Source organism: Kitasatospora sp. NPDC048298, from assembly GCF_043201465.1.
Lineage (GTDB): Bacteria > Actinomycetota > Actinomycetes > Streptomycetales > Streptomycetaceae > Kitasatospora.
On the sequence record NZ_JBICYZ010000013.1, the window covers coordinates 76,787 to 89,416 of the forward strand.

The 12,630-nt window shown below is 74.7% G+C and carries 12 protein-coding genes; 8 read left to right on the forward strand and 4 right to left on the reverse strand.

Annotated features, from left to right (window positions below; genetic code table 11):
- The first annotated feature begins 338 nt into the window (after nt 1-338).
- Nucleotides 339-2,771 carry an ATP-binding protein gene (locus tag ACGF0D_RS13360; RefSeq protein ID WP_392915628.1) on the forward strand — a complete coding sequence of 811 codons (2,433 nt, stop codon included), beginning with the start codon at nt 339-341 and terminating at the stop codon, nt 2,769-2,771.
- 90 nt (nt 2,772-2,861) lie between these two features.
- Here ACGF0D_RS13360 and ACGF0D_RS13365 read toward each other — a convergent pair whose 3' ends face one another.
- Complete coding sequence (locus ACGF0D_RS13365) at nt 2,862-4,148, reverse strand: serine hydrolase domain-containing protein (protein ID WP_392915631.1); 1,287 nt, start codon at nt 4,146-4,148, stop codon at nt 2,862-2,864.
- 333 nt (nt 4,149-4,481) lie between these two features.
- Between ACGF0D_RS13365 and ACGF0D_RS13370 the strand changes: the two genes are divergently transcribed.
- On the forward strand, nt 4,482-5,378 hold the full coding sequence (locus ACGF0D_RS13370) for an alkaline phosphatase family protein (protein ID WP_392877983.1): 897 nt from the start codon (nt 4,482-4,484) through the stop codon (nt 5,376-5,378).
- Nucleotides 5,379-5,572: 194 nt separating this feature from the next.
- On the forward strand, nt 5,573-6,166 hold the full coding sequence (locus tag ACGF0D_RS13375) for a hypothetical protein (protein WP_392915634.1): 594 nt from the start codon (nt 5,573-5,575) through the stop codon (nt 6,164-6,166).
- Between the two features lie 35 nt (nt 6,167-6,201).
- On the opposite strand, the gene ACGF0D_RS13380 is transcribed toward ACGF0D_RS13375, so the two are convergent.
- Both ACGF0D_RS13380 and ACGF0D_RS13385 read right to left on the reverse strand, forming a co-directional pair.
- Nucleotides 6,202-7,299 carry a hypothetical protein gene (locus ACGF0D_RS13380; protein WP_392915636.1) on the reverse strand — a complete coding sequence of 366 codons (1,098 nt, stop codon included), beginning with the start codon at nt 7,297-7,299 and terminating at the stop codon, nt 6,202-6,204.
- Between the two features lie 136 nt (nt 7,300-7,435).
- Complete coding sequence (locus ACGF0D_RS13385; RefSeq protein ID WP_392915639.1) at nt 7,436-7,918, reverse strand: DUF1348 family protein; 483 nt, start codon at nt 7,916-7,918, stop codon at nt 7,436-7,438.
- A gap of 100 nt (nt 7,919-8,018) precedes the next feature.
- Here ACGF0D_RS13385 and ACGF0D_RS13390 point away from each other — a divergent pair, with 100 nt between their 5' ends.
- From ACGF0D_RS13390 to ACGF0D_RS13400, 3 genes are all read left to right on the forward strand, one after another.
- Nucleotides 8,019-8,582, forward strand: a complete 564-nt coding sequence (locus ACGF0D_RS13390) for a TetR/AcrR family transcriptional regulator (RefSeq protein WP_392877975.1) — start codon at nt 8,019-8,021, stop codon at nt 8,580-8,582.
- A gap of 120 nt (nt 8,583-8,702) precedes the next feature.
- Nucleotides 8,703-8,846: a hypothetical protein gene (locus tag ACGF0D_RS13395; RefSeq protein WP_392877974.1), complete on the forward strand. Its 144-nt coding sequence runs from the start codon at nt 8,703-8,705 to the stop codon at nt 8,844-8,846.
- Complete coding sequence (locus ACGF0D_RS13400) at nt 8,839-9,018, forward strand: hypothetical protein (protein WP_392877972.1); 180 nt, start codon at nt 8,839-8,841, stop codon at nt 9,016-9,018. The genes ACGF0D_RS13395 and ACGF0D_RS13400 overlap by 8 nt, the downstream gene beginning before the upstream one ends.
- A 13-nt stretch (nt 9,019-9,031) precedes the next feature.
- Here the strand turns inward: ACGF0D_RS13400 and ACGF0D_RS13405 are convergent, their stop codons facing one another.
- Nucleotides 9,032-10,303: a DUF5685 family protein gene (locus ACGF0D_RS13405; RefSeq protein WP_392915641.1), complete on the reverse strand. Its 1,272-nt coding sequence runs from the start codon at nt 10,301-10,303 to the stop codon at nt 9,032-9,034.
- Nucleotides 10,304-10,534: 231 nt separating this feature from the next.
- On the opposite strand from ACGF0D_RS13405, the gene ACGF0D_RS13410 reads away from it, so the two are divergent.
- Together ACGF0D_RS13410 and ACGF0D_RS13415 are read left to right on the forward strand one after the other, a co-directional pair.
- A complete protein-coding gene (locus ACGF0D_RS13410) occupies nt 10,535-11,098 on the forward strand; it encodes a helix-turn-helix domain-containing protein (protein WP_392915644.1) in 564 nt (187 codons plus the stop codon).
- Nucleotides 11,095-12,621, forward strand: coding sequence for an MFS transporter (locus ACGF0D_RS13415; RefSeq protein ID WP_392915647.1), 1,527 nt, complete (start codon nt 11,095-11,097; stop codon nt 12,619-12,621). Before ACGF0D_RS13410 ends, ACGF0D_RS13415 begins: the two co-directional genes overlap by 4 nt.
- Nucleotides 12,622-12,630: the final 9 nt, after the last annotated feature.

Sequence of the window (12,630 nt, forward strand, 5' to 3'; positions counted from 1 at the left end):
GTGCCGCCGAACTCCGCCCCGGTCCGTCGGCCGCCGACGTCCCCGGTCGGTCGGCCGCCGGTGGCGGAAACCGCCGATCGGCCGGCGGAACCACAGGCGGAACTATCGGCGGTTCGCCCGACGAGGAACCGCCTGTATCCCTCCACCCCGTCCACGTCCGACCCTCCTGACCTGGGCGGATACCCGCGGAGCGGGCCGAGTAGGAGGAACCCGGCCACCGGGGCATACTTCTGCCTGGAAGGATCCGCCGGAGGCGACTCCAGGCAGAAGTGCGGAACTGAGCGGGACCGAGCGAGTGGGGGCGGGGCATGGCGGCCGGGGGCGGCACGGACACGGACGTGAACGAGTTCAGCCGTCTGCTGGCCGGACACCGGGTGGCGGCGGGCCTGACCCAGGAGGAACTCGCCGCGGCCGCCGGGGTCAGTCTGCGCGCCCTCGGCGACATGGAGCGCGGCCGCACCCGCGGACCGCAGCGCCGGACCGTACGGGCCCTGGCCGAGGCGCTCGGGCTGGACGGCGCGCAGGCGCGGGCGCTGGACGGAGCCGCGCAGGCCGGACGCCCGCGCGGGGCACGGCAGGCCCTCGCGCCCGCCGCGAGCCCCGCCCGGCCCGGCTGGTCGGCCCCGCGCGCGGACGCCTCCGCCCCGAGTACGGCCGACACCCCGAGTGTGGCCGACACCCCGCCCGCGGCCGACGCCCCGCCCGCGGCCGACGCCCTGCCCGCGGCCGACGCCCTGCCCGCGGCCGACGCCCCGCCCGTGGCCTCCGCCGAGGCCGGCCAGAGCGCGCTCGCGCTGCCCCGCGACATCGCCGACTTCACCGCCCGCGAGGACGCCCTCGCCCTGCTGGCCCGCCTGGCGGAGGACGAACGGCCGGCCCACCCGCGCGTGGTGCTGGTCAGTGGTCAGCCCGGCCTCGGCAAGACCTCCTTCGCCCTGCACGCCGCCCACGCCCTGGCGCCGCGGTTCCCGGACGGCCAGCTCTCCCTGGACCTCGGCGGCATGTCCCCGCAGCCGCTGTCCGCCCGGGACGCGCTCGGCCAGGTGCTGCGTGCCCTGGGCGTCGCCGACGCCGCGGTGCCCGCCGGGACGGAGGAGCGGGCCGGCCTCTACCGGGCGCTGGTCCGCGAGCGGCGGCTCGTCCTGGTGTTGGACAACGCCGCCGACGAGGGCCAGGTGCGCCCGCTGCTGCCCGGTTCGGGCCCGGCCGTGACCATCGTGACCAGCCGCAACGTGCTGCCCGGCCTGGAGTCGGTGCACCGGCTGAACCTGGACGTGCTGTCCCCGGCCGAGGCGGCCGGCCTGCTGGCCAGGATCGCCGGCCGGGAGCGGATCGAGGCCGCCCCCGACGCCACGGCCGAGCTGGCCAGGCTCTGCGGCTACCTGCCGCTCGCGCTGCGGATCGCCGGGCAGCGCCTGGTCGCCCGCCCACAGCAGCCGGTCGCCCACCTGGTGCGCCAGCTCGCCGCCGAGGAGAACCGGCTGGACCTGCTGGAGACCGGCGACCTGGCCGTCCGCCCGGCCTTCGAGCTGTCCTACCGGCGGCTGCCCGAGGAGTCACAACTCGTCCTCCGGCGATGTGCCCTGACGGCCGGTCAGGACTTCACCGCGGAGATCGCCGCGGCCTACGCGGGCCGGTCGGCGGCCCGCACCGAGCTGGTGCTCGAACAGCTCGTCGACGCCGGCCTGATGCAGGCCGCCACCCCGGACCGCTACCGCCTGCACGACCTGGTGCGGCTCTACGCGGGCGAGCGGCTGGCCGCCGACGAGACGCCCCAGGAGCTGGCCGAGGCCCGTACCCGGGCCGGCCGCTGGATCCTCGGCCGGGCGGCCGACTACGGACTGCGGTTCGACCCGGACCACGCCACGGCCGGGACCGGCACCGACGGCCCCGCACCCGCGTACCTCACCGAGGCCGCCGCCTGGCTGGAGTACGAGCACCCGGAGTGGCTGGCGGCCCTGCACCAGGCGCAGCGGGCCGGCCGGTACCGGGAGGTGGTGGACACCGCCGAGGCGATGCACTGGTTCTCGGACCGGCTGCTGAGCTGGGGCATCTGGGTCGAGGTGTTCCAGCTCTCGGCGGACGCCGCCCGGGCGATCGGGGACCGGCGGGTCGAGGCGGTGCACGTCAACTACCTGGCCTGGACGCACGTCACCTGCCTGCACCGCTACCAACGCGGCATCGAACTGGCCGCCGAGGGACTGGAGCTGGCCCGCGCGGTCGGTGACCGGGAGCAGGAGGCCTGGGCGCTCACCTACCTCGCCTCGGGCCTGCGCTACCTCCAGCGGCACCGCGAGGCGACCGACGCCTTCCACCGGGCGGCGGACGCCTTCGCCGAGGTGCCCAGCCGCTCGGCGATGATCGGCCGGCTGGTCACCCTGCGGGGCGCCGCCAACTGCCTGCGGGAGTCCGGCCGGGCGGAGGAGGCGGTGGAGTCGCGCCGGCGGGCGCTGGCCGGGGCGCTGGAGCTGGTGGAGCGCTGGTCCTCACCGCTGATCCACCTGCTCGCGGCCATGACCGCGCACGAACTCGGCCTGGACCGGGCGGCGTTGAAGCGGTGGCCGGCCGCCGAGAAGGCCTACCGGCAGGCCCTGCTGCACTTCGAGGCGGTGGGCCGCCCGGACAGCATGACCAAGACGCTGACCGAACTGGGCACCGCGCTGATCGAGCAGGGCCGCGCCGAGGAGGCCCGCGAGCTGCTCACCGAGGCGCTCACCGACCTGAGCGCGGAGGGCCCTCGCCCGGCACTGACCCGTACTGACCCGTACTGACCGGCACCGACCGGCGCGCCCGCCCCCGGTCGTACCGGGAGCGGGCGCGGGGGTGGGACCGGGTGCGGGCGCGGGCCGAGGGGGCCGGCGTCAGATCCGGGTGTCCTCCACCACCGGCAGCGAGTTCACCGGCGCCGAAACCGGGCCGTCGGCCGGCGCCGACGACGGCGCGAAGGCCGTCCGCGACTCGGCGGCGGGCCGCTTGCCGCAGAAGGCCGGCTCCAGGGTGTTCATCAGCCCCTGCGTCACCGAACCGTTGTTGGAGGCGTTGGCGAAGACCACCACGCTGCGCCGCCCGTCCGGGGTGGTGAAGGACTGGCTGTTGAAGCCCTGCACGATGCCGCCGTGCCCGTACACGTCCCCGCAGGAGAGCGAGATGCGGCGCAGGCCCAGGCCGTAGGAGATCTTCGCGGTGGGCGTGGGCAGGGCGGCGGTCATCTGCCCGAGCGAGGCGTCCGAGACGAGCCCGCTGGCGCCGCCGGCCGTCAGCGCGGTGAGGAAGCGGTCGAGGTCCTCGGCGGTGGAGATGACGGCCCCGGCGCTCCACACCCAGGAGCCGGTCTGCTCGGTGGAGTCCAGCAGCGGCTTCGTCCGGTCGTCGTTGGTGAGGTAGCCGGTGACGTGGGCGCCGCGGATCGCCTGCTCGGGCACCACGAAGGAGGTCTTGCGCAGGCCGAGCGGCTTGATGATCCGCTCGTTCAGCACCTCCGGGAACGGCCGGCCGGTGAGGTGCTCGACCGCCAGGCCCATCAGCACGAAGTCGGTGTTGGAGTAGGAGTAGCGGGTGCCGGGGGTGTACTGCACGCCGTGCTTGACGGACATCGCCACCAGCTCGCGCGGGTCGTACACCGTGGTGCGGATGCGCGCCTCGAACGCGCTGGTGGTCTCCTCGCCGGCCTGCTCCAGCAGGTCGTTGGTGTGGTCGAAGATCCCGGCCCGGTGCTCCATGACCTGGCGGCCCGTCATGGTCCAGCCCTCCGGCAGGGTGCCCTCGGGCAGGTACTCGCGCAGCGGCCGGTCGAGGTCGATCCGGCCCTCCTCCACCAGCTGCATCACGAGAACGGCGGTGAACATCTTGCTGTTGCTGCCGACCCGGAACCTCCACGAGGAGTTCATCAGGGTCCCGTCCAGGTCGGCCAGGCCGACGTTCACCGAGCGGGTCCGGTCGATGGTGCCGTGGTCGCGGATCACCGCGAAGGCGCCCGGGGCACCGGCCGCGGTGGTGGCCTCCAGAGCGGCGCGCACGCCGGCGAGGTCGGGGGCGGTCGCGTCGGTGGTGTCCCGGCCGGCCGCCGCGGCGGGCAGGGCGCCGGTCGCCACCAGGACGGCGCCGGCGGCGGCCACCGCGAGCGGACGCAGAAGGCTGGTCTTCGCCATGTTCCTCGGCTCTCTCGTCAGCTGACACGGTGTCGGACCGCATCGTTCGAAGATCACTATCACCGTCCCGGCGGCCGCTGGCAATGTGAACCGATTCGCCCGCTTTCTCCGTTGTCGGTGGGGGAATCGACCGGTCTCACCGTCCGTTTCCCACGCCGGGGCCAAGGTTTCACCTGCCGTCGCCTACCCGCGTCCACGGCGGCGCCCCATGCTGTTCGGGCGCCTTTCGTGCCGGTCGTACCCCAGGCGCCGCACCGGAACGCCACATCCCGGCGGCAGGCACCTCCCGTCCCGGGCCCGCTCACCGGGCCGTCTCCCACCCGAGGAATTGTCATGACTTCGTCCATGAAGGCACCGAGTCCCCGCTCCCGCCGCACCGCGACCGCGATCGGCTCCGCCGTCGCCCTGCTGGCCGCCTCCGCCGGCCTCTGGGCGGCGACCGCCACCACCGCGCAGGCCGCGGCCCTGCCCACGCCCGACCACGTCGTCGTGGTGGTGATGGAGAACCACGCCTACTCCCAGGTCGTCGGCAGCAGCAGCGCGCCGTACCTCAACAACACCCTGATCGCGGGCGGCGCCAACCTCACCCAGTCGTACGGCATCACCCACCCGAGCGAGCCGAACTACTACGCGCTGTTCTCCGGCTCCACCCAGGGCCGGGTCGACGACAGCTGCGTGAAGGTCGGCGGCTTCCAGAGCGCCAACCTCGCCTCCGAGGTGATCGCCGCCGGCAAGACCTGGGCCAGCTACAACGAGACCCTGCCCAGCGAGGGCAGCACCGTGTGCAGCAGCGGCAAGTACGCGCAGAAGCACAACCCCTGGTTCGGCTTCGGCAACGTCCCGCTCAACTCGGCCAAGACCTTCACCCAGTTCCCGACCGACTACAGCACCCTGCCGAACGTCTCCTTCGTGGTGCCGAACCTCTGCAGCGACATGCACGACTGCTCGGTCGGCACCGGCGACACCTGGATCAAGAACAACCTGGGGGCGTACGCCACCTGGGCGCAGACCCACAACAGCCTGCTGGTCGTCACCTTCGACGAGGACAACTCGCTGTCCGGCAACCGGATCCCGACCGTGCTCTACGGCGCCCACGTGACGCCCGGCAGCAGCAGCTCCACCACCTACAACCACTACAACGTGCTGCGCACCCTGGAGGACCTGGCCGGCACCACCGGCCACGCGGGCAACGCGGCCTCGGCCGCCGACATCACCGGCATCTGGAACTGACCTGCGGTGATAAGGACTTGAACCCGGTCCGGGCCTCGTCCCGGGGCGGAGCCGGGTTCCGAACCCGAGCCCGGGCCGGTGGCCGTTCGGCCGCCGGCCCGGGTGCGGTCACGGGCTCGGCCCCGAGGGGTAGCGGCACCCGCCCCGGCGGCCGGGGTCGACCGGTGGGGGCCGTCCCTGGTATCGATAGGGGCGTGCGATTCGAACTTGTGCCGGTGCCCGACGAGGTGGGGGCGCGGCCCCGGGACGGGCGGGGCTACCCGGTGCCGGCGATCACGCCCTGGCAGGGCGACATGCCGCAGTTCGCCCTGACCGACCACGGGCGCAGCGCCGACTGCGCGCTGGAGCGGCTGTGCTCGGTGTGCGGGCGGTTCATGGAACGCGGCCCGGTGTGGCGGGTGGTCGGCGCCGCCGAGAGCGCCGCGATCGCCGGGGCGCTCGCGGCCGGGCAGCCGTACCGCAACCTCGCGCCCACCATGGAGGGGCCCGGCCACCGGGCCTGCATGCTCTACGCCGCCATGGTCTGCCCGTACCTGGCACGTCCCAACGCCCGGCGGCGGGCGAGCGCCGAGGACGCGGCCGACGAGCTGACCTCGGCCGCCGTCCGGGGCGCGGCGCGCGGCGGGACGGGCGCGGTGGTCGGGTTCGGCGACTACGAGTACGCCGTCACCGAGGCCAGGGTGCTGTTCCGCTTTCTCGACGTGGTCGAGTTCCTGCCGCACGAGTCGGCCGACGAGCACCTCGCCGAGCTGCGCGCCGAGTTGGCGAAGCCCTCTCGGGCCGGGTAGCACCCGGCGGCCCGGCCGGGCGTTTCCGCGTACCGTCAGGGGCGGTAGGAGGGCAGGCCCTTGATGGTGGAGACCTGGGTCGGCGCGACCGAGCCGTCGGCGGGCAGGGTGCTGATGCCGTCCGGTGTGCGGAACGCGATGGTCCTGCCGTCGGGGGACCACGCGGGTTGGGTGTAGTCGGTGGCGGCGGACGGGGTGAGGTCCTTCTCGGCCTTCTGGTCGCCCTGCGTGGAGCGGGTGAACAGGTGGTCGTGCCCGTTCACCGAGCGGACGAAGACGAGGTGCTCGCCGTCCGGGGAGAGGGCCGGCTGCGAGCCCTTGCCCATCTCCCGGGTCGACGGCCGGATGTAGTCGTCGTACAGGTACACCTCGTTGGCCGGGGTGTTGGCGTAGACGATCTCGCCCCGGTGGCCGCCCGCGTTGGCCCAGGTGTTGCCGGTCTGCGGCGGCTGCGGGATCGGATCGCCGCCGCCCTCGGAGCTGCTCGGGGTGAGCACCTCGGGGGTGGCGCCGGGGGACTTGGTGGCGACCTTCTCCAGCCGCAGCGTGCCGCCCTTCTCGGAGGTGAAGACGATCGCGGCGAACCGCTCCAGCGCCTTGTCGCCGGTGTCGGTGACGATCGGGTCCTTGGTGGCGTGCCGCCAGGTGGGGTGGGACCAGGTCTCGCCGCCGGGGTTCTTGGCGAGGACGACCTTGCCGCTGCCGTCCGGGTTGGCGGTCACGAGGTCGCCGTCGCCGTTGACGAAGGCGGCCTTCCTGCCGTCGGGGGACCAGGCCAGGTCGCGGACGACGGTGCCGAAGTCGACGGTGGTGCCGTTCAGCGCGACGGTCCTGGTGCCGGTGGAGATGGTCAGGTGGTTGGCGGCCGAGGTGCCGTTGACCTCCTTGCCGCCGGGCGCGGCGCTGCCGGAGGGGGCGGGGGCGCCGGGCGCGGCCGTCCCCGGCGCCCCCGCCCCGGGGGCGCTGCCGGTCGGGGCGGGGGCGGTCGGGGCGGCGCTGCCGGTCGGGGCGGCGGTGGGGGCGGAATCGCCGTTCTCGGGGCCACAGGCGGACATCAGGACGGTGCCGACGCTGACCATCAGGGCGATCGCCGCGGTGGTGCCGAATCGGTTCCGCATGGAGCTGTTGCGCACGGACATCTTCCTGGTCCCCCTCGATTGCTGTTCGCTTTCGGTAAGGAGCCTCGCAGCGCGAGGTCAGCGGCGGATGCCCGCCGTGTCACAGCCGTGGAACAGCGCGGGTGCGCCCGGGCCCCGCGGAGGGCACCGTTCAGAGCCCGAGCTCGGTGAGGCCCGGGTGGTCGTCGGGGCGGCGGCCGAGCGGCCAGTGGAACAGGCGCTCCTCGGCGGTGATCGGCAGGTCGTTGATGGAGGCGTGCCGACGGGCCATCAGGCCGTTCCCGTCGAACTCCCAGTTCTCGTTGCCGTAGGAGCGGTACCAGTGGCCGGCGTCGTCGTGCCACTCGTAGGCGAAGCGGACCGCGATACGGTCGCCGCCGTACGCCCAGAGTTCCTTGATCAGGCGGTACTCCAGCTCGCGCCGCCACTTGCGGGTGAGGAGGTCGGCGATCCGCTCGCGGCCGGCGAGGAACTCGGAGCGGTTGCGCCAGCGGCTGTCCGGTGTGTAGGCGAGGGCGACCCGCTCCGGGTCCCGGGTGTTCCAGGCGTCCTCGGCGGCCCGGACCTTCAGGCGGGCCGAATCCTCGGTGAACGGGGGCAGGGGCGGGCGCTGCTCGGTGCCGGTCTCGGGCATGGAGGCTCCTCGGAATGGGTGTTCCGTTGATGAGAACGATCGTTCTCACTGGTGTGGCTACCATAGGAGAACCATCGTTCTCACGCAAAGGGCACGGCAGATGGAGCAGGACGACCAGCGGACCCGGATCCTGGACGCGGCCGAGGAGCTGTTCTACGGGCAGGGCATCCAGGCGGTCGGCATGGACGCCGTCCGGGCCGCCTCCGGCCTGACCATGCGCCGCCTCTACCAGCACTTCCCGTCCAAGGGCGAGCTCGTCGAGGCCTACCTGCGGCGCCGCGACGGCCGCTGGCGGGCGAGCCTCGCCGTGTACGTCTCGCGCACCGGCGGCACCCCCGGGGAGCAGCTGCTCGCGGTCTTCGACTGGCTCGGCCGGTGGTTCGCCGAGCCCGGGTTCCGGGGCTGCGCCTTCGTCAACTCGCTCGGCGAGCTGGGTGCCGTCAGCCCCGCGGTGGTGGCCGCGGCCCGGCACCACAAGGAACAGTTCGGCGGCTACCTCGCGGGCCTGGCCGAGGCCGCCGGAGCCCCGCCCGCCACCGCCGTCCACCTGGCCCTGCTGGCCGAGGGGGCGATCACCAGCGCCGCCGTCCACGGCGACCCGACGGCCGCCGCCGACGCCCGGGAGGCCGCCCGGCTGCTGCTGGGCGCGACGGCGGCCCGGTAGCCCATCGCCCGGCCGCCCCGGACAACCGCCCTACGTCCGGGCCGGACCGCGCCGGGCAAGCACATTTCGCGTCAACGCGCGTTTATCTCCCATTGATCGTCGCCGCCTAGCCTCGGGCACATGGACGAGAGAGCGGCCGAGTGGCCGGGGGCGTTGCCCGAGGGGCGGATGACGGAGCAGGACACCGAGCGGTTCCGGCAGTTGCTGGCGCGGCTGGAGGACTCGCTGGCGGTGGACCGGAAGGCGGCGGGGCGCGATGCCTGAGTGCGCCGAGCTGTGCCCGCCGGCGGTGATGCCGGTGGCCGTCCTGCCGCTCTGGCGGCGCGGCGAGGCCGGGCAGGACCGGAACGCGGACCGGCCCGGGGTGCTGCGGGGGCACCCCGGGCCGGTGGCGGCCGGTCAGGAGCGGGAGGCCGACGCCGCCCGGAGGGGCTGACCGGCCGGCCGCGTCAGCAGTCGCACCCGCAGTCGCACCCGCCGCAGCAGTCCCCGTCGCAGCAGTTGCAGCAGTCACAGCAGCCGGAGCAGTCGCAGTCGGGGCAGTCGCAGTCGTGCCGCTGGCAGAAGCCCTCGCGGCGCTCGCGGCTGAACGGGTCGTTGTGGTCGCAGCAGAGCAACTGGCAGCTGCAGGCCATCAGCGCCCACACCGCGCACCCGGCGAGCAGGTTGCGCGGGTTCGGCGGCTTCTCGCCGGGCGGGGTGAAGCCGGGGCCCTGCGGCACCCACGGCGGGACCGGCGCCTGGCCGGGGGGCGTCTCCCGCGGCGGAGCCTGGTGCGGGTGCTCGCCCGTGGTGCCGCCCGCCGCACCCGTGGCCGCGGCATCGCCCGCCGAGTCCGGACGGCGGCAGCTCGCCCCGTGCCGGGCCGGGCCGAAGACCCGCTCCACCGCGCGCTCGGTCTCGTGCGCGAGCAGGACGTGCACCAGCGCGCGGTCGGTCAGTTCGACCTCGCCCAGCGCGAGCCGGATGCCGTGCACGGCGTCCCGGCAGAGCCGCTCGGCCTCGGCGCGGTCGGTCCCGGTGGCGGTCAGCGGGTTCCAGGCGCCGGAGGCCGCGTCGGCGGCCTGGTCCTCGGCGGCGTCCAGGAGGTGGGCGAGCCGGCCGAACAGCCGCCCGGCCTCGGCGAGCGGGGCGGCGTTGCCGGGGCGCCCGGCGATCACGGCGGTGTGCGCGAAGGCGGCCGCGGTGGCGGTCTCGGTGGGCTCGGTGACCAGCAGGACGGAGCCGCCGGGCCGCAGCGAGCGCTCCAGCTCGCCCTGCCGGGAGGCCGCGTCGAGCAGCACGGCGGTGTCGAAGCCGACGATCGAGGCGCTGCCCGCGCTCTTCCGGTCCCAGCGCCGGGTGACGGCCCGGGCTCCGGCGGCGACCGGGCGGCGGGCGAAGACGCCGTCACGGTCCTCGACGTGGTCGCGGATCTTGACCGAGGCGAGTGCCAGGGACACGGCGGCGGCGAGGCGGGCGCCCTCGCCCTTGGCGACGGAGGCGGTCCGCATGCCGCGCAGCGGGCAGGGCCCGGCGGTGCGGCGCCAGGAGGAGTCCTCCCGGGCGGTCTGGGACTCGACCAGCACGGAGATGATCAGACCGTCGTAGTTGGTCGCCGTCCGGGCGAGCTGCCCGTGGTCGTCCCGCAGCGCGAGGCAGAGCCCGCACAGGTGGGCCATCCACGAGGTCTGCAGTCGCTCGGACAATCGATGCCTACACGGTCTGATGATGCCGAACACGCTGGTCCCCCTCGCTTCACGGGCCGCCGACCGGCCACGATTCGGCGCACATCATATGATCGGCGCCCCTCGCGGGCCGAGGCCCCGTCAAGCCGCGGCTTCGAGCGGGACGACGGTCGCCCACCGCTCCTGGGGTTCCGGGGGATCGCGTCACTCCTGAGGTTCCGGGCGGACGGATCCGCCGGCCCACGCCCGGTGAGTGGATCTCAGATCCGGGATAGCATCACGAATATGGGAATCGACACGGCCGCCGACGAGCGGCTGGCACAGCGGCTCGCCGAGCTGAGGCTGGAACACGGGTGGACCCTGGAGGAGTTGGCCCGGCTGGCGGACGTCAGCCGGTCGACGCTGTCACGGGTGGAGCGGGCGGAGGTCAGTCCGACGGCCGCGCTGCTCGGGCGGCTGTGCGCCGTGTACGGGCGGACCATGTCGCGGCTGCTGGCCGAGGTGGAGTCCGGCCCGGACCGGCTGGTGCGGGCCGGGGAGCAGCAGGTCTGGCGGGACGGGACGACCGGCTTCGTCCGCCGGTCGGTCTCGCCGCCGCACGGCTCGCTGCGGGCGGAGATCATCGAGGGCCGGCTGCCGGCCGGCGCGGACATCGCCTACGACCGCGCCTGCCCGCCCGGCCGGGAGCACCACCTCTGGCTGTTCGAGGGGAACCTGGAGCTGACGGTGGACGGCGAACCGCAGCCGCTGGGCCCCGGCGACTGCCTGCGCTACGTCGGCGCCACCAACCGCTTCCGCAGCCTCGGCCCGGGCGAGGCCCGGTACGCGCTGGTGGTGGTCGAACCGTGAGCGCCGCCACCGGCCCGATAGCCGAGGAGCCCGGGAGGAGCAGGGCCCCCGAGGGGCCCGGGAAGTCCCAGCAGCCCAAGGAGCGCTTCGACGCCGCCGGGCGCCGGGTCCTGCTGGTCTGCGTCGCGGGCGGCTTCACGACGCTGCTCGACCAGTCCGTCCTCAACACCTCCATCCCCGCCCTGCGCGAGACCCTGCACGCCGGGCCCGCCGACCTCCAGTGGATCGTCGCCGGCTACTCGCTCGCCTTCGGCCTCGCGCTGATCCCCGGCGGGCGGCTCGGCGACGTCAGGGGCCGCAAGTGGTTCTTCGTCACCGGCCTCGCCCTGTTCACCCTGGTCAGCCTGGTCTCCGCGACCGCCACCGAACCCGGCGTGCTGATCGCCGCCCGGCTGGTGCAGGGCGCGGGCGCCGGCCTGGTCAACTCCCAGATGATCGGCACCCTCCAGGACGTCTTCGACGGACAGCTGCGGGCCCGCGCCCTCGGCATGTACGCCGTCACCGGCAGCCTCGCCTTCGCGCTCGGCCCGCCGATCGGCGGCGCGGTGCTGGCCCTGGCCGGCCCCGAGCACGGCTGGCGGCTGACCTTCCTGCTCAACGTCCCCTTCGGCCTGGCCACCGTCGTCCTGGCGGCCCGTCACCTGCCGAAACCCCGCCCCAGCGCGCGGAACGCCAACCTCGACGTCCTCGGGCTGCTGCTGGTCGCGGCGCTCACCCTGGCCCTGATGCTGCCCTTCGTCCGGCCGCCCGGCTGGACCGGCTGGCTCGCCTTCGCGGCCGCCGCCCTGCTGCTGCTCGGCGCGCTCGCCTGGTGGCAGCGCCGCTACGCCCGGGCCGGCGGCCGGCCACTGATCCACCCGGCCCTCACCCGCTCCGCACCGTACGCGCTCGGGACGGCCACCGCGATGGCCCAGTTCGGCTCCTCGCTGGCCGCCTCGCTGGTCCTGACCATGTTCCTCCAGGACGGCCTCGGCCTCTCCCCGATGGGCGCCGCGCTGGTCGCGCTGCCCTCCGCCGTGGCGATGGGCGTGGCCTCCGCGCTGGCCTGGCGGGTCGTCCAGCGCCACGGCCGGCGCACCGTCACCGCCGCGATGGCCGGCTCCGCGCTCGCCATACTGCTCAGCGGGCTGCTCGCGCACTGGGCGTCCGTCACAGTCCTGCCCTGGCTGCTGGCGCTGCTGCAACTGCTCGGCGGCGCCTCGATCGGCCTGATGGGCTCCACCAACCAGGCGTACGTGCTGCGCCACGCGCCGGCCGAGGCGGCCGGGGTGAGCGGGGCGATCCTGCAGATGGCCCAGCGGATCGCGGCGGCCGTCGCGGTCTCGGCGCTGTCCGGGGTCTACCTGCGGGAGACCGCCGGCGGCGGCGGGCACCGCTCCGCCTACCTGACGGCGAGCGTGGTGTGCGCCGCGGTGGCCGGACTCGCCGTCCTGACCTCGGTGTTCGCCGGCCGGGCCGCGGCGCGGGAGCAGCGCGAGGAGGAACCGGTCGCGGTGAGCCGAGGGCGAACGCCGGTCCGCTAGCCGATGCCA